The organism is Enterobacter sp. K16B (assembly GCF_020216105.1).
GTDB classification, from domain to species: Bacteria; Pseudomonadota; Gammaproteobacteria; order Enterobacterales; family Enterobacteriaceae; genus Enterobacter; species Enterobacter sichuanensis.
This window is the reverse complement of the sequence record NZ_JAIWJZ010000040.1, coordinates 1-16,621: the sequence shown is the minus strand read 5'-3', so window position 1 is coordinate 16,621 and position 16,621 is coordinate 1. Positions and strand designations below refer to the sequence as shown.

Annotated in this window: 14 protein-coding genes; 8 read left to right on the top strand and 6 right to left on the bottom strand. The window is 53.4% G+C overall.

Going from position 1 to position 16,621, the window contains the following annotated elements:
- Positions 1-17 precede the first annotated feature (17 nt).
- Positions 18-155, bottom strand: a complete 138-nt coding sequence (locus LDK53_RS10305; protein ID WP_154219997.1) for a hypothetical protein — start codon at positions 153-155, stop codon at positions 18-20.
- Between the two features lie 12 nt (positions 156-167).
- On the opposite strand from LDK53_RS10305, the gene lpxP reads away from it, so the two are divergent.
- Positions 168-1,088 (top strand): kdo(2)-lipid IV(A) palmitoleoyltransferase, encoded by a 921-nt coding sequence (lpxP, locus tag LDK53_RS10300; RefSeq protein ID WP_025757136.1) that lies wholly within the window; start codon positions 168-170, stop codon positions 1,086-1,088.
- A 358-nt stretch (positions 1,089-1,446) separates the two neighbouring features.
- On the top strand, positions 1,447-1,518 hold the full coding sequence (gene ypdK, locus LDK53_RS23000) for a membrane protein YpdK (protein ID WP_099458937.1): 72 nt from the start codon (positions 1,447-1,449) through the stop codon (positions 1,516-1,518).
- A 52-nt stretch (positions 1,519-1,570) separates the two neighbouring features.
- Here ypdK and alaC read toward each other — a convergent pair whose 3' ends face one another.
- Positions 1,571-2,809: an alanine transaminase gene (gene alaC, locus LDK53_RS10290; RefSeq protein WP_225286867.1), complete on the bottom strand. Its 1,239-nt coding sequence runs from the start codon at positions 2,807-2,809 to the stop codon at positions 1,571-1,573.
- A gap of 386 nt (positions 2,810-3,195) precedes the next feature.
- Here alaC and LDK53_RS10285 point away from each other — a divergent pair, with 386 nt between their 5' ends.
- Positions 3,196-4,902 carry a sensor histidine kinase gene (locus tag LDK53_RS10285; protein ID WP_225286855.1) on the top strand — a complete coding sequence of 569 codons (1,707 nt, stop codon included), beginning with the start codon at positions 3,196-3,198 and terminating at the stop codon, positions 4,900-4,902.
- Position 4,903: 1 nt separating this feature from the next.
- Positions 4,904-5,635 (top strand): LytR/AlgR family response regulator transcription factor, encoded by a 732-nt coding sequence (locus LDK53_RS10280; RefSeq protein WP_045285806.1) that lies wholly within the window; start codon positions 4,904-4,906, stop codon positions 5,633-5,635.
- Between the two features lie 32 nt (positions 5,636-5,667).
- On the opposite strand, the gene glk is transcribed toward LDK53_RS10280, so the two are convergent.
- Entirely contained in the window at positions 5,668-6,633 is a 966-nt protein-coding gene (gene glk / locus LDK53_RS10275; RefSeq protein ID WP_225286853.1) for a glucokinase, read from the bottom strand.
- Between the two features lie 206 nt (positions 6,634-6,839).
- Here glk and LDK53_RS10270 point away from each other — a divergent pair, with 206 nt between their 5' ends.
- Entirely contained in the window at positions 6,840-8,075 is a 1,236-nt protein-coding gene (locus tag LDK53_RS10270; protein WP_225286841.1) for an ion channel protein, read from the top strand.
- On the opposite strand, the gene ipdC is transcribed toward LDK53_RS10270, so the two are convergent.
- Complete coding sequence (gene ipdC / locus LDK53_RS10265; protein ID WP_225286827.1) at positions 8,076-9,734, bottom strand: indolepyruvate decarboxylase; 1,659 nt, start codon at positions 9,732-9,734, stop codon at positions 8,076-8,078. It lies immediately after the preceding gene.
- A gap of 185 nt (positions 9,735-9,919) precedes the next feature.
- Here ipdC and mgrA point away from each other — a divergent pair, with 185 nt between their 5' ends.
- Complete coding sequence (gene mgrA / locus LDK53_RS10260) at positions 9,920-10,918, top strand: L-glyceraldehyde 3-phosphate reductase (RefSeq protein WP_225286817.1); 999 nt, start codon at positions 9,920-9,922, stop codon at positions 10,916-10,918.
- A gap of 126 nt (positions 10,919-11,044) precedes the next feature.
- Positions 11,045-11,398, top strand: coding sequence for a DUF2502 domain-containing protein (locus LDK53_RS10255; protein WP_045285811.1), 354 nt, complete (start codon positions 11,045-11,047; stop codon positions 11,396-11,398).
- A gap of 29 nt (positions 11,399-11,427) precedes the next feature.
- Here LDK53_RS10255 and LDK53_RS10250 read toward each other — a convergent pair whose 3' ends face one another.
- Positions 11,428-12,666 carry an Nramp family divalent metal transporter gene (locus LDK53_RS10250; protein ID WP_025758760.1) on the bottom strand — a complete coding sequence of 413 codons (1,239 nt, stop codon included), beginning with the start codon at positions 12,664-12,666 and terminating at the stop codon, positions 11,428-11,430.
- Positions 12,667-13,015: 349 nt separating this feature from the next.
- On the opposite strand from LDK53_RS10250, the gene LDK53_RS10245 reads away from it, so the two are divergent.
- Entirely contained in the window at positions 13,016-14,203 is a 1,188-nt protein-coding gene (locus LDK53_RS10245; protein WP_008501591.1) for a NupC/NupG family nucleoside CNT transporter, read from the top strand.
- Positions 14,204-14,247: 44 nt separating this feature from the next.
- On the opposite strand, the gene LDK53_RS10240 is transcribed toward LDK53_RS10245, so the two are convergent.
- Positions 14,248-16,437 (bottom strand): EAL domain-containing protein, encoded by a 2,190-nt coding sequence (locus LDK53_RS10240; protein WP_225286785.1) that lies wholly within the window; start codon positions 16,435-16,437, stop codon positions 14,248-14,250.
- Positions 16,438-16,621: the final 184 nt, after the last annotated feature.

Sequence of the window (16,621 nt, the reverse complement as noted above, 5' to 3'; positions counted from 1 at the left end):
CATATCGTATAACGGTGCTACATTACGCCGCCCACCCAAATCAGCAGTGGCCAGGTAACGCCGTAAAGTTCGGTAAAGCCTGCAACCATCACCTTGAAGAACGGTCTTATCGGCACGTCGTATCGCAAACTCTGCGCTACCTTTACAGGCTTCATATAGGTTTCACTATTTTGTCTCAATCCAAATTTCAACGTGCGTTCTTACACCCGCGTTACTGGTTTACCTGGTTTGGTCTTGGCGTTCTCTGGCTGCTGGTTCAGCTTCCCTACCCCGTTCTGCGTTTGCTGGGGTCGAAGCTGGGCAGCGCATCCCGCTATTTCCTGAAACGTCGCGAATCCATCGCGCGTAAAAATATTGAGCTTTGCTTTCCACAATACAATGCCGAGGAACGCGAGAAGCTCATCGCTGAAAACTTCAAGTCTATCGGCATGGCGCTGCTTGAAACCGGTATGGCCTGGTTCTGGCCGGATGAACGTGTCCGTAAATGGTTTGACGTAGAAGGGCTGGATAACCTTAAACACGCGCAGATGCAAAAACGCGGCGTAATGGTTGTTGGCGTTCATTTTATGTCGCTGGAGCTGGGTGGCCGCGTGATGGGACTTTGTCAGCCCATGATGGCCACTTATCGTCCTCACAACAGTCCGCTGATGGAGTGGGTGCAGACGCGTGGCCGCATGCGTTCCAATAAGGCGATGATCAGCCGTAACAACCTGCGCGGTATGGTCGGAGCGCTGAAGAAAGGTGAGGCCGTCTGGTTCGCCCCCGATCAGGATTATGGACGCAAGGGCAGCAGCTTCGCACCGTTCTTTGCGGTTAAAGACGTTGCGACGACCAACGGCACCTTTGTGATTTCGCGTCTGTCGGGTGCCTCCATGCTGACCGTGACCATGGTGAGAAAAGCGGATAATTCAGGCTACCGTCTGCACATCTCTCCTGAAATGGCTAACTATCCACAAAACGAGTGCGAAGCCGCGGCGTTTATCAATAAAGTCATTGAAACTGAAATCATGCGTGCGCCAGAGCAGTATCTCTGGATGCACCGTCGATTCAAAACGCGTCCTCTTGGCGAAGCCTCGCTCTATATTTGATTGCTTTATAAAGGTTAGTTTCGCTAAGAAACTAACCTTTTCAAACACCTGTCATCACACCGCACGCCCCGCGTTCATTGCGTCGCTCAAAGTGATTTTATTGCGCGGCGAAATCAAACTGTCGCCGTTCCACGACACTCGTAACTATCGGAATTTATTTAAAAAAATCCCTCTTGCCACCCCCCATTTTTAGGCGTACATTAGCGCCGTCTGGCATCAGGAAAGCACAGAATTCTGAACTGGAGTTGGCGGCGTAACGGGAAAATTCTCATTTCCGTTTTGACCGGATTTCAGTTCTCTATAATCAGGTGGACTCTGTTTTTAAATGCGTACCACAAGATACGCGGAGCGATGAAACGTGAAATATTTCTTTATGGGCATTTCGGTGATTGTTTTAGTCTGGGCCGGAACCTTCGCCCTGATGATCTAGTGAAGAACATGCTGTCAAAAAAACAGGAGCCATTGGCTCCTGTTTTTTTATGTCATGACGACGCGGGGGTTTCAGCAACGCTCTTTGAGGTGAGTAGACCGTCGGCGCGGAACATACTCTTGATGCCCCTTACCGCCTGACGAATACGGTCGCTGTTTTCAATCAGGGCAAATCGCACATGGGTATCGCCATAATCACCAAAGCCAATGCCCGGTGACACACAGACCTTTGCATCCTGGAGCAGTTTTTTGGCAAACTCCAGCGACCCCATCGCCGCATACGGCTCCGGAATTTTAGCCCAGACGTACATGGACGCTTTCGGCATTTCTACCATCCAGCCCGCTTCATGTAACCCTTTGACCAGCACGTCGCGACGGCGCTTATACTGGGCCGCAATATCATGAACACATTGCTGATCGCCCTCCAGGGCAGCGATAGCCGCAACCTGTAACGGCGTGAAGGTGCCGTAGTCGTGGTAACTCTTAATACGCGCCAGTGCACTCACCAGCGTTTTGTTACCCACCATAAAGCCAATACGCCAGCCCGCCATGTTGTAGCTTTTCGACAGGGTGAAGAACTCTACCGCCACGTCACGCGCGCCCGGGACCTGCATAATGGATGGCGCTTTCCAGCCATCATAGACGATGTCAGCATAGGCTAAATCGTGCACCACCAGCACGTCATAACGCTTCGCCAGCGCAACCACTTTCTCGAAGAAATCGAGCTCCACGCACTGAGCCGTTGGGTTCGACGGGAAACCAAGGATCATCATCTTGGGTTTCGGATAGCTTTCGCGAATCGCACGTTCCAGTTCGTTAAAGAAATCGACACCTTCCACCAGCGGCACCGAACGGACCTGCGCCCCGGCAATCACCGCGCCGTAGATGTGGATTGGGTAGCTGGGATTCGGTACCAGCACCGTATCGCCATGATCCAGGGTAGCCAGCATCAGGTGTGCCAGCCCCTCTTTCGAGCCGATGGTCACAATGGCTTCACTTTCAGGATCGATATCAACCTGATAGCGATCCTGATACCAGCGCGAGATCGCGCGACGTAACCGAGGAATACCGCGAGACGTGGAGTACCCATGAGTATCCGGACGCTGCGCTACCGTGCAGAGTTTCTCTACAATGTGCGCTGGCGTTGGGCCGTCAGGGTTACCCATACTGAAATCGATAATATCTTCGCCGCGCCGACGTGCAGCCATCTTCAGTTCAGCGGTGATATTGAAAACATAAGGGGGGAGACGATCGATACGCGTAAAACGGCGTTCAGGACTGAATTCAGCCATAGATTCCTCAGATTAACGTTAGCGCCCGGACCGTCCGAGCGACGCTGCCACTGATGTGGCGTGTTTAGAAAATAACCTGAAAAAATTCATGCTGTCGAGAGGGAAATGAAAAAAAAGCGTTCGCACAAAAACCGGAACATTGCTGTGGCTAAAAGCGGAAGCCTTTGTTTCATGACTGTCTTTCTGATAGCTGTTATTTAACACAATGATATCAAACCAGTTACCTGACGCCGGCCCAACAATCGCAAATCAGGACGCGTCAATCCTCACCCGATAATCCCCTTTGCAAATTATGGTTTTTCCTCATTTGATAAACCTGACGGATAGCTGGTCAATACGCGCCAGGTTTTTTATCATGGTTCTTTCCCGTTTTCCCAGGTCTGCTCGTGCACGAAATATTCACTATGCTGCTGGCGGTATTTGACCGTGCGGCATTAATGCTGATTTGCCTGTTCTTCCTTATTCGCATTCGCCTGTTTCGCGAGCTGTTGCACAAGTCTGCACACTCGCCTAAGGAGCTGCTGGCCGTTACCGCCATCTTTTCGCTGTTCGCCCTGTTCAGCACCTGGTCCGGCGTGCCGGTAGAGGGCTCGCTGGTTAACGTGCGCATTATCGCCGTGATGTCAGGCGGAATTTTGTTTGGCCCGTGGGTGGGCGTTATCACCGGTCTGATTGCCGGAACCCATCGCTACCTGATTGATATCGGCGGCGTAACGGCGGTGCCGTGCTTTATCACCAGCATTATCGCCGGGATACTGTCCGGCTGGATCAGCCGCAAAATCCCGAAAAAACAGCGCTGGCGCGCCGGGATTGTCGCGGGCATGGTGTGTGAAACGCTGACCATGATCCTGGTGGTCGTCTGGGCCCCCACCACCGCGCTGGGGCTGGATATCGTCTCGAAAATCGGTATTCCTATGATCCTCGGCAGCGTCTGCATCGGTTTTATCGTGCTGCTGGTGCAGAGCGTTGAAGGGGAAAAAGAGGCCAGTGCCGCGCGTCAGGCTAAACTGGCGCTGGATATTGCCAACAAAACGCTGCCGCTTTTCCGCCACGTTAACGCCCAATCGCTGCGTCAGGTCTGTGAGATTATCCGCCACGACATACATGCCGATGCCGTCGCCATCACCAATACCGACCACGTGCTGGCCTACGTCGGTGTGGGGGAACACAATTATCGCGACAATGATGACACCATCAGCCCCACCACCAGGCAGGCGATCAACTACGGTAAAATCATCATTAAAAACAATGATGAAGCCCACCGAACGCCGGAAATACACTCCATGCTGGTGATCCCGCTGTGGGAGAAAGGTGTCGTCACGGGCACGTTGAAAATTTATTACTGTCACGCGCATCAGATCACCTCCTCGCTGCAGGAGATGGCCATTGGCCTGTCGCAGATTATCTCCACCCAGCTTGAGGTCTCGCGGGCAGAACAGCTGCGTGAAATGGCAAATAAGGCAGAGCTGCGCGCGTTGCAGAGCAAAATCAATCCTCATTTCCTGTTTAACGCCCTGAATGCCATCTCCTCATCCATACGTCTTAATCCGGACACCGCCCGCCAGCTGATTTTCAACCTGTCGCGCTACCTGCGCTACAACATCGAGTTGAAAGATGACGAGCAGATCGACATCAAAAAAGAGCTGTATCAGATCAAAGACTACATCGCGATTGAGCAGGCACGCTTTGGCGACAAACTCACGGTTATTTACGATATTGATGAAGAGGTCAACTGCGTGATCCCAAGCCTGCTTATTCAGCCGCTGGTCGAGAACGCGATTGTTCACGGTATTCAGCCCTGTAAAGGCAAAGGCGTTGTGACCATCAGCGTCACCGAAAGCGGTAACCGCGTGCGCATTGCCGTGCGCGATACCGGCCACGGGATTGATCCAAAGGTCATTGAGCGCGTGGAGTCTAACGAGATGCCCGGAAATAAAATCGGCCTGCTGAATGTGCACCACCGGGTGAAACTGCTTTATGGCGATGGACTGCATATTCACCGTCTTGAACCGGGCACCGAAATTGCCTTTTACGTCCCGAATGAACGCACTCCCGTTCATACATCAACATCACTGTTACCGTTGGGTGAGTAATATGAAAGTCATCATCGTAGAAGATGAAATTCTGGCTCAACAGGAGCTAAGCTGGCTTATCAAAACCCACAGCCGGATGGAGATTGTGGGCACCTTTGATGATGGTCTGGACGTGCTGAAGTTTCTGCAGCATAACCGGGTCGACGCCATTTTCCTGGATATCAATATCCCGTCGCTGGACGGCGTATTGCTGGCGCAGAACATTAATCAGTTTGCCCATAAGCCGTTTATTGTTTTCGTCACCGCCTGGAAAGAGCACGCCGTGGAGGCCTTCGAGCTGGAGGCGTTTGACTATATCCTCAAGCCTTACCAGGAGTCGCGAATAGTCAGCATGCTGCAAAAACTGGAAGCCGCATGGCAGCAGCAGAGCGCCCCCGCCACCGCCAGCCCAACAGTGCGGGAAAACGACACCATCAACCTGGTGAAAGACGAGCGCATCATCGTGACGCCGGTCAACGATATCTATTACGCTGAAGCCCATGAAAAGATGACGTTTGTCTATACGCGGCGGGAATCGTACGTGATGGCGATGAACATCACCGAGTTTTGCAGCAAGCTGCCCGCGGCACACTTTTTCCGCTGTCACCGGTCGTTCTGTGTGAATTTAAACAAGATCCGCGAGATCGAACCGTGGTTTAACAACACCTATATTTTGCGCTTAAAGGATCTGGATTTTCAGGTGCCGGTGAGCCGCAGCAAGGTGAAAGAGTTCCGTCAGCTGATGCATCTGTAAAAGCCCCTCTCCCGGGGGAGAGGGCTGTGTCGTCACAGGATTTGACCGAGAACCTGACGCAGGTGGGCACCCGCGCCAAGCAGGCCTGGGTTGTCATGCACAATAAGATAAACAGGAATGTCCTGTACGTAACTTCTGAAACGCCCTTTATCTTCAAACCCGCCGCGGAAGCCGGATGCTTTGAAGAACTCCAGGAAGCGCGGCACGATGCCGCCGGCAATGTAGACGCCACCAAAGGTGCCCAGCGTCAGCGCCAGGTTGCCGCCGAACCGCCCCATGATCACACAGAACAGCGACAGCGCGCGACGGCAGTCAATGCAGCTATCTTCCAGCGCGCGTTCGGTAACGTCTTTCGGCTGCAGATTTTCCGGCAGACGGCCGTCCGATTTCACGATCGCCCGGTACAGGTTCACCAGCCCCGGACCGGAGAGGACGCGCTCGGCAGAAACGTGGCCGATCTCCGCACGTAACTCTTCGAGGATAATCCCCTCTTCTTCACTGTTTGGCGCAAAGTCCACGTGGCCGCCTTCACCCGGCAGGCTCACCCAGCGCTGAGCCACATGCACCAGATGCGAAACGCCCAGACCCGTACCGGCCCCGTAAACCGCAATCGGCTTGCCTTCGACCGGTTCAGCGCCGCCAAACTGGATCAGATGCTCAGGCTTCAGCATCGGGATCGCCATGGAGACCGCGGTGAAGTCGTTGATGATTTCAAGATGCGCAAAACCGAGGTTTTTTTTCATCTCAGCGATGGAGAATGCCCAGGTATGGTTGGTCATGGCGACCCAGTCACCGGTTATCGGGCAGGCAATCGCGATGCAGCCATCTTCGACGCTGACCTGATGCTCTTCCAGATAGACGCGGACAACGGCCTCAAGGGAGGAATAGTCCAGCCCCGAGTAGGTTTTCGCCCGGGAAATTTCACCGCTACTTACATCGCACAATGCGAGGCGTGCGTTCGTGCCGCCCACATCACCTACCAAAGCATACTTTGTCATTCTTCTACTGCTCCGCTAAAGTCAGAATAAATCTTTTGGGACACTGTAAATTCAAGGCGTGATAACAACAACGACCGGAAGGTGAATGCCCGTGGATTATCGATCTTCGTCACAGAATAACTTTACCGTTTCAGCACCTTTTGCACTATTGCCATAAGGCTTAATGTGCAAAGTAACGTCATTGCGTTTTGTACAAGGAAATCATCATGCTCCACCCGCGAGCCAGAACCATGCTGTTGCTGGCCATTCCGGCGTTAATCATTGGCGTGGTCTCAAGTCTGGTGCTCATTGTCGTGATGAAAGTCGCGTCGGTGCTGCAAACCATGTTATGGACGGCGCTTCCAGTAAAACTGGGGGTCGCCGCTGATTCGCCTGCGTGGATCGTCATCATGCTAACGCTGACCGGTATTGCGGTAGGCCTGGTGATCCGTTTCAGCCCCGGGCATGCCGGGCCTGACCCGGCGCAGGAGCCTCTGATTGGTGCCCCGGTGCCCCCTTCAGCGCTGCCAGGGCTTATTATTGCGTTGATTATGGGCCTGGCAGGCGGCGTCAGCCTGGGCCCTGAGCACCCCATCATGGCGGTGAATATTGGGATGGCGGTGTTCCTCGGTTCACGCATTTTGCCCCGCGTAAGCGCGCTGGACTGGACCATTCTCGCCTCCGCAGGCACCATCGGGGCGCTTTTCGGCACGCCTGTTGCCGCCGCGCTGATCTTTTCTCAGACGCTCAGCAGCAATAATGATGTTCCGCTCTGGGATAAACTCTTCGCCCCGCTGATGGCCGCCGCCGCCGGGGCGTTGACGACCAGCCTGTTTTTCCATCCCCATTTTTCACTCTCCCTGCCCCACTATGGCCAGATGCAGATCGCCGATATTTTCAGCGGCGCCATCGTGGTCGCCATTGCCATTGCACTGGGAATGGTGGCGGTATGGTGCCTTCCACGCCTGCACCGTCTGGTGCATAAGCTCAAACACCCGGTGTTGATTCTGGGAACCGGCGGTTTGATTCTCGGTATTTTAGGTGCCATCGGCGGGACGATAACGCTGTTTAAAGGTCTGGATGAAATGCAGCAGCTGGCTTTCAGCCAGGTGTTTAGCGTATCCGATTATCTGCTGTTTGCGCTGATAAAACTCGCCGCGCTGGTGGTGGCTGCTGCCTGTGGTTTCCGCGGTGGACGCATCTTCCCTGCGGTGTTTATCGGCGTTGCGTTGGGGCTGATGCTGCATGAACATGTCGATGCCGTACCGGCGGCGATTACCGTCTCCTGTTCGATTCTGGGGCTGGTGCTGGTGGTGACGCGCGATGCCTGGCTGAGTCTGTTTATGGCCGCCGTGGTGGTGCCGGATACCACCCTTATCCCGTTACTGTGCATCGTGATGTTGCCCGCCTGGCTCCTGCTGGCGGGCAAACCGATGATGATGGCCTGGCGAAACGACAGGTAATCAGGCGCTATTGCGCGCCTCCAGCGCCCTGGTAATCGCCCCCAGCAGCGGCGGGATGTCCGCTTTCGGCAGCATCACTTCAACCAGCGAGAGCCGCTCGTGGTGCGCCACTTTTTCGAGGACGTCCGCCAGTTCCTCCGCTTCACTGACCCGCCAGCACTGGGCCTGAGGATCAAGGCTCAGTGCCTGCGGAATTTGCGTCCAGTTCCAGAGCGCAATGTCGTTATACCGCTGCTCAGGCCCGTGGATCGCCCTTTCCACCGTGTACCCTTCGTTGTTAAGCACCAGAATGATGGGGTGCTGTTTATCCCGCAGCATCGAGCCGAGCTCCTGAATGGTGAGCTGCGCCGCGCCATCTCCGGTCAGCACGATTACGCGCCGGTTCGGGCAGGCCGTTTGCGCACCAAATGCCGCCGCCAGCGTGTAGCCAATCGACCCCCACAGCGGCTGAACGATAAAATTCACGTCTGCCGGAAGGCGAAGATCGATCGCGCCGAAGGCCGATGTCCCCTGATCGGCAAGAATGATGTCCCCCGGTCGAATAAATGTCTGTAGCGTTCTCCAGAAATTCTCCTGCGTCAGCGAGCCGTCCGGCTGCGGGTAGGCCATCGCGCTTTGAGACGACGGTACAGGCGTGCCGTGTACGTGCTGCTTGCACAGGTCCACCAGCGTCTCAATCGCCTGATGCATTGAAATGCCGGTAAACCAGATATCACCGACGCGGGCGGCATGAGGCTGGACTTCAATGGTTTGCGCCGGGGTTAACTGGTGGGTGAAGCCAGCGGTCAGGGTATCGGTAAATCGCGTCCCGATGCACAGCACCGTGTCCGCCCCTTCAATGGCCTCTTTCACCGCGCCGGCGCTCGCCGAACCGCTGTACGTACCGTAAAAACCCGCGTGACGTTCGTCAAAAATGCCCTTACCCATCAGCATGGTGGCGTGCGCCATCGGCACGTCTTTGACCCACCTCTGCAGGGCATGTTTCAGGCCATGGCGCAGGACAAGGAAATCAGCCAGCAGCGCGGTACGCTTGCTCATGGTCAGCTTGTTCTCGGCGGCATCGCGGAACGCCTTCAGGCAGGCACTATCGGCATGCGCATGTCTGAGGGTGAGAGCGTTTACAGGCGGGGTGGCAGCCTTTTTAGCCACATCAGCAGGCAGCATCAGGTAGCCTGGGCGGCGCTCCCGGAGCATGGTGGTCAGCACCCGGTCGATCTCATAACAGGCGTTTTGTTCGGTCAGGATCGCCTGGGCGGCAGTGATCGGCTCGCTCATATGATAAAAGTGACGGAACTCGCCATCACCCAGCGTATGGTGCAGCAGTTCCCCTCGTTGCTGCGACGCCGTCCCCGGCGCGCCCACAATATGTAATACCGGAACGTGCTCAGCATAGCTGCCAGCGATGCCGTTCATGGCGCTTAACTCTCCTACGCCGAACGTCGTGAGCAGCGCGGCGAAGCCCTTACATCGGGCATAGCCGTCCGCGGCATAAGAGGCGTTTAATTCATTGGCACAGCCCACCCAACAGATATCCGGGCTGTCTATCACGTGGTCGAGAAACTGCAGGTTGTAGTCGCCTGGCACGCCAAACAGATGATCGGCTCCACATTCTGTAAGACGGTCCAGCAGGTAATCGGCGACGCAGTATGGGGTACGCATGAACAGGTATCCTTCTAATGTTGACCTCACTTTGAGTATTAAAGAAGCGTGATGACTGTCCAGAATCGGCAGTAAGAAGAGCATGGAAAGAATGCTTTACAAAAAAGGCTGCGCTATGCTGTTTTTTTTCAGGTGAATGTAAACGCATACACTGATTCTTCTCTCCAGCGCCAGAGGTCACCAGAATGGGTTATCAGCCGGACCAAAATCGTTATCAGACAATGGAATATCGCCGCGGCGGACGCAGCGGACTTTCGTTGCCCGCCATCTCGCTTGGGCTGTGGCATAATTTTGGCGACGCCACGCTGTTGGAAAACAGCCGTCAACTTTTACAGCGTGCGTTCGATTTGGGCATTACGCATTTCGACCTTGCCAACAACTATGGTCCGCCACCCGGATCCGCCGAACGTAATTTCGGCCGTATTTTGCAGGAGGATTTCCTGCCCTGGCGTGATGAGCTCATTATCTCAACCAAAGCCGGTTATACGATGTGGGAAGGCCCGTACGGCGACTGGGGGTCACGTAAATATCTGCTGGCAAGCCTCGATCAAAGTCTGAAGCGCATGGGGCTGGAGTATGTGGATATCTTCTATCACCACCGTCCAGACCCCCAAACACCGCTGCAGGAAACCATGAAAGCGCTTGACCATGTGGTGCGTCAGGGAAAAGCCTTGTATGTCGGGTTATCCAACTATCCGGCTGTTCTGGCTCGCAAGGCGATTGATATCCTCAACGATCTCGGTACGCCCTGCCTTATCCACCAGCCAAAATACTCCATGTTTGAACGTGCGCCGGAAGCGGGACTGCTGGAGGTGCTGCAGGAAAAAGGGGTCGGCTGCATTCCCTTCTCGCCGCTCGCCGGCGGGCAACTGACCAACCGCTATCTGAATGGTATTCCCGCAGATTCACGCGCGGCAAGCGACAGTAAGTTCCTTAATCCTGAGCAGATCACCGAAGAGAAACTTGAAACGGTAAGAAAGCTCAATGCCATGGCGGAAGGCCGTGGTCAGAAGCTCTCGCAGATGGCGCTGGCCTGGATATTACGCCACGAGGCGGTCACGTCTGTTCTGATTGGCGCCAGTAAAACCACACAGATAGAGGATGCGGTGGGCATGCTTAAGAATCGTCATTTCAGCGCAGAAGAGCTGGCTACCATTGACGGGATCCTGAATGGCTCAAAATAGATACGCTTTTAGCAAAAAGTGCTATCGCTTCTGAATTCGGATTTGAGGCGATGAAACGAGTCTTTACCAACTCGTAAAATTGCGTTAACAGGCCCCACAAGGCCCCGATCGTGAAGGAGAAAGAGTATGTTCAGGTCACTGATTCTTGCAGCGGTATTACTGGCTTCGGCCCCGCTGGTCGCCACTGCTGGCGAAATCACCCTGTTGCCATCAGTAAAATTACAAATTGGCGATCGTGACGACTACGGCAGATACTGGGACGGTGGCTACTGGCGCGACCGTGATTACTGGCATCGTCACTATGAGTGGCGCGGCGATCGCTGGTGGAAACATGATAATGGTTTGCATCGCGGCTGGTATAAAAACAACGCCTATGAGCGCGGTTATCGCGAAGGCTGGAACGACCGTGATGACCGCCGTGGCGGCTGGGATCGCGGCGGTAAAGGTCACGGTCATGGCCACGGTCATGGCCGTCACTAATCTAAAAAGGAGCCTCCCGGCTCCTTTTTTTATAACCCTAGTGCCGTCCCTATCAACAACCACAGGTTCAGCGCGACCACCACAACCACAATGGCCCACCCGGTCCTTTTCACCAGCGTTGAGTTAACCAGCTCACCCATCAGGGTTTTGTTGCTGGTAAAGATCAGCAGCGGCACCAGCGCCAGCGCAATCCCAAAACTCAACAGCACCTGGCTCATCACCAGAATTCGCGTGGGATCGAGCCCCATCAGAATCACGATAAATGACGGCAGCATGGTGACAGTACGACGCACCCACAACGGAATATGGAACCGGACAAACCCCTGCATGACCACCTGGCCTGCCAGGGTGCCCACAACGGTGGAAGAGAGACCGGCAGCCACCAGGCTCAGTCCAAATATCGTCGCGGCAGCATGGCTCAGTAACGGCTCCAGGGTGAGATAAGCCTGGTCGAGATCGGCAATGCCGGTATGGCCGTTAAAGTGGAAAGCGGCAGCGGCGGTCGCCATCATCGCCAGATTCACAAACCCGGCGATGGTCATGGCAATGGCCACATCCCATTTTGTCGCAGAGTAACGCTCTTTCCGCGTCCCGCCATGCAGATGCTGCGTTAATGAGGAGTGAAGGTAAATCACATGCGGCATGATGGTCGCGCCCAGCACCCCGGCGGCGAGGAACACCGCTTCCGAGGTTGGCAAATCTGGGATCAACATCCCTTTACCAAGCTGCGCCAGATTCGGCTGGGAGAAAATCAGCTCGACAATGTACGCCGCCGCGACAAACAACAGCAGACCGCCGATGACCTTCTCCAGCGGTTTTTGGCCACGACGCTGCAGCATCAGGATCAGGAACGTGGCGATCCCGGTCAGCACCGCCCCCTGCAGCAGCGACACGCCCAGAATCAGTTTGAACCCGATCGCCGCGCCAATAAATTCAGCGAGGTCCGTTGCCATGGCGATGATTTCTGCCTGCACCCAGTAAAGCCAGACGGCCGGGCGCGGGTAGTGGTCGCGAATTTGCTCCGCCAGGTTTTTACCGGTGGCAATGCCCAGTTTTGCGGAGAGCATTTGAATCAGCATCGCCATCAGGTTCGCCCAGACGACCACCCACAGCAGTTTATAGCCGAAGCTGGCCCCGGCCTGAATATTGGTCGCAAAGTTACCTGGATCGATATAGCCAATGGCAGCAATGAACGCAGGTCCCATTAATGCGAACCGCAACTTGCGCGCTGCTCTGCCACTGCTACCCTCTACGCGACTGTTTGTCATGTCTGCCTCTGAAATATAGCCTTTGCTATGTTTAATGCTACCAAAATGAGAATGATTATCAAGATCATTTATGACGTTTACAGTGATTTCTCTGATAGCTTTGAACGATAGACGGGCGGGTAATCGGGGGCGATCTAACAGAAACTGAAATCGCGCGCTCTTTTGTGAAGACTAGCACACAAACTTAACTTTTCACTCATTTACCTAACATAACGAAAATGTATTGTGGATCACTATTTTTGAGACTCGTCACAGGATGTAACTATAGTGTGCCCTTGATCTCGTTTTCTTTTCCCTTGTTACATAGAATGTGCACGAAAATTAAACCTGCCTCATATTTGGAGCAAATATGGACCGCGTCCTTCATTTTGTCCTGGCACTTGTTGTCGTTACTGCACTCGCATTGCTGGTCAGCACAGACCGCAAAAAAATTCGTATTCGTTATGTTGTCCAACTGCTGGTCATTGAAGTTTTACTTGCGTGGTTCTTCCTGAACTCCAACGTAGGCCTTGGCTTCGTGAAAGGCTTCTCCGAAATGTTCGAAAAACTGCTCGGATTCGCCAATGAAGGAACGAACTTTGTCTTCGGTAAGATGAACGATGAAGGTCTGGCATTCTTCTTCCTGAAGGTACTGTGCCCTATCGTCTTCATCTCTGCGCTGATCGGTATTCTGCAGCACATCCGCGTTCTGCCGTTTGTGATTCGTGGCATTGGTTTCCTGTTATCCAAAGTCAACGGCATGGGTAAGCTGGAATCGTTCAACGCCGTGAGCTCCCTGATCCTCGGTCAGTCTGAGAACTTCATCGCGTATAAAGATATTCTCGGCAAGATGTCCCGCAACCGCATGTACACCATGGCGGCCACCGCAATGTCTACCGTATCCATGTCGATCGTGGGCGCGTATATGACCATGCTGGAGCCAAAATACGTGGTTGCTGCTCTGGTTCTCAACATGTTCAGCACCTTTATTGTTCTGTCGCTGATCAACCCGTACCGCGTTGACGCCAGCGAAGAGAACATCCAGATGTCAAACCTGCACGAAGGTCAGAGCTTCTTCGAAATGCTGGGTGAATATATTCTGGCTGGTTTCAAAGTGGCGATTATCGTTGCCGCCATGCTGATCGGCTTTATTGCGCTGATTTCTGCACTGAACGCCCTGTTCGCCGCGGTGCTGGGTATCTCCTTCCAGGGCATTCTGGGCTACATCTTCTACCCGGTTGCATGGGTGATGGGTGTTCCTGCTCACGAAGCGCTGCAGGTGGGCAGTATCATGGCGACCAAACTGGTTTCTAACGAATTCGTTGCGATGATGGATCTGCAGAAAATTGCCAGCACGCTTTCTCCACGCGCGGAAGGCATCCTCTCCGTGTTCCTGGTCTCCTTCGCGAACTTCTCGTCTATCGGTATCATCGCCGGTGCGATTAAAGGTCTGAACGAAGAACAGGGTAACGTGGTTTCTCGCTTCGGCCTGAAACTGGTTTACGGCTCTACTCTGGTGAGCGTTCTGTCTGCGTCTATCGCAGCACTGGTACTGTAACCTTTACTGTTAAACAAAAAACCGGGAGCCTGCTCCCGGTTTTTTTATGCCCGTAACTCTTCCAGCGGTCTGGGTTTACCTATCAGATAGCCCTGCAGATAATCCACACCGCAGCGAAGCAGCATCTCCCGCTGCGCCGGTGTTTCGACGTATTCCGCAACGACGCACAGTGATTTGGTCTTCGCCAGATTACACATTGACTGCACGATCATCGCATCCATGTCATCTGTACAAATATCTTTCACAAAACAGCCGTCAATTTTAATGATGTCCGCCTGCAGACGTCGCAGACGCTCATAGTTAGCGTAGCCGGTACCAAAATCATCAATCGCAATCCGGAAACCGTAATCCCGCAGTTGCTGAATATTGTTGATGCTGCTGCCTGAATTTGAGAAAGCCTGTTCCTCCGTAATTTCAATCACGACAGCCTGCGGCGCGACGCCATACCGTTCAAAGAGCGCACAAATCTCGCCAGCGACCTCTTTTTGCATCAGCGTCAGCGGCATCAGATTGACCGAGAAGCGGGCACCGGCCTGCGTTTCAGGATTGGCGCGCAGCCACATCAGTAGCTTTTCCATAATGCACATATCGAACCGATGGCTCAGGTTAAACTGGGCAATCAATGGAATAAAGCGATCGGGGGTAATGATCTCCCCTTCACTTTCCATGCGCGCCAGGATCTCGTTGTACCCACTCCCGTCCGCCTTCTGGATGGGCTGCGCGTATAAATGGAACTGCCCTGCATCCAGCGCATGCTTAATCCGCGCGAGCATGAGTACGCGTTCGGTCGTTTGCCCTGATGCCGCTTCCAGGCTGTTAGTGAGCGCAAGCACGTTGTGCGCCCCGCAGGCCTGCTCTGCCAGCCAGCTCAGCTGGCCCAGCGTGTGATGCAGCTTTTCGCCGTTTTCGACCATTCCCCAGGATGCGCCAAATTCAATATCCAGCCCGGTGTTGTTCCAGAAAATCTTACTGCTGTTGAGCCGGTCGACCATAGTCTGAAGGCGTTCAGCAATGTCTGACCCGAGCAATACCAGCACCAGCTCGCTTCCGGGCAACTGGAAGATCATCTCATCCTTCTGCAAAAGCGGCTGAAGCGACGTGGCAATCGTTCGTTTGCAATGCACTCGCATGAGGATCCCGTAGTGGCGGCTCAAAAACTCCAGGTTGTCCATGCGCAGAATGCACACCTTGGCAGCCGGGTGGATCTCAAGATAATCCTCCAGCGCACGAATATTGGGCAAACCGGTTAACGGGTCGGTGAGCGCCCTTCCCTGCCAGCCCCGCTTCAGCCACTCGCTGCGCTGGTAAATGCGCGACATATACAGCAGACAGATGGCGAAAGAGATCAGCACGGAGAGGATGAAGGAGAGCGAATGGCCCGATTCCACCCCGTTAAGGAAGTTGTAGTTGTAGTTCAACAGCAGGAGCGCTGATGTGGCCCAAAGCAGAGAGATAAGCGCGTAGGTCAGGCGACTTATCGCTAGCGTAAAAAGAATAAAAATCAGCGGCATTAAATAGCCCGCAATGACGGGAGATTCAAAAGGCCCACATAAAATGACGAGAATGAAACTTAACAGTATTAGCCAGACGAAAATATATAATGAATTCTTGTGTAAAAACACCGGCTTCACGCTTCGCCGCCAGAAGGTCACGGCATAACGAGGATTAATTATCATTCTTAATGGGTAATAGAACATCATGGTAAAAATCAGCGCTGCGCATATCAGGCTTTGGATGTCCACTACGTTATAAATTACCGTGCCTTCGCCGAAAAAGGTTGAAATAGTCAGCGGGAAATCAAATAAATAGCCTGCCATATACATCGACAGCTTAATGCCTACCGGCACGATAAAACCGAGCCAGAAGATACGTAATCCGATATGTTTGTTAGGGATGCAGTAGCGCCAGCGCTTACCCAGCATAAGACGCAGCACGCCGCACGCTGCAAACAACGCAAAGGTCTGACAGAACAGTAATACTGAATATTGTAGCGGTGCTAAATTAACGTAAAATAAATTAGTGACAGTAAAACCTAACAATATGGGAAGTATGGCCCTGCGCCCAAATAGCAAAATAATCGCCAGCATAACGCTTAGCGGTAGCCATGCTAAATAAACGTCGTGACCATTAACCATTGCGCGGGGAGAAAGATAACGGGAGACAGGTACCGCAATCAGGCATAGCGTCAGGGCAATTATAAATATCTTTACGTTATTGTAAGTTTTTCTATTCATTAAGCAGGGACGTATATTATCCGTTCGTATCATTGACCGGGTGGATAATATGTTTATTAATTGCGCGAATCAAGTTCAAGTCTATTTATGGACTGGTTTATTGATGTCGATTGAGGTGAGAGACAGAAATATCTCTATTTGATAACAAAAGAGGGTAATGGACATAACAAACAGATAAAAAAAA

Excerpts from the sequence above, each read along its gene's own strand:
- LDK53_RS10255 (WP_045285811.1), top strand. The coding sequence starts at position 11,045 with ATGTTCAGGTCACTGATTCTTGCAGCGGTATTACTGGCTTCGGCCCCG.
- ipdC (WP_225286827.1), bottom strand. The coding sequence starts at position 9,734 with ATGCGTACCCCATACTGCGTCGCCGATTACCTGCTGGACCGTCTTACA.
- LDK53_RS10245 (WP_008501591.1), top strand. The coding sequence starts at position 13,016 with ATGGACCGCGTCCTTCATTTTGTCCTGGCACTTGTTGTCGTTACTGCA.
- alaC (WP_225286867.1), bottom strand. The coding sequence starts at position 2,809 with ATGGCTGAATTCAGTCCTGAACGCCGTTTTACGCGTATCGATCGTCTC.
- LDK53_RS10270 (WP_225286841.1), top strand. The coding sequence starts at position 6,840 with ATGCTCCACCCGCGAGCCAGAACCATGCTGTTGCTGGCCATTCCGGCG.
- LDK53_RS10250 (WP_025758760.1), bottom strand. The coding sequence starts at position 12,666 with ATGACAAACAGTCGCGTAGAGGGTAGCAGTGGCAGAGCAGCGCGCAAG.
- glk (WP_225286853.1), bottom strand. The coding sequence starts at position 6,633 with ATGACAAAGTATGCTTTGGTAGGTGATGTGGGCGGCACGAACGCACGC.
- LDK53_RS10280 (WP_045285806.1), top strand. The coding sequence starts at position 4,904 with ATGAAAGTCATCATCGTAGAAGATGAAATTCTGGCTCAACAGGAGCTA.
- mgrA (WP_225286817.1), top strand. The coding sequence starts at position 9,920 with ATGGGTTATCAGCCGGACCAAAATCGTTATCAGACAATGGAATATCGC.
- LDK53_RS10305 (WP_154219997.1), bottom strand. The coding sequence starts at position 155 with ATGAAGCCTGTAAAGGTAGCGCAGAGTTTGCGATACGACGTGCCGATA.
- LDK53_RS10240 (WP_225286785.1), bottom strand. The coding sequence starts at position 16,437 with ATGAATAGAAAAACTTACAATAACGTAAAGATATTTATAATTGCCCTG.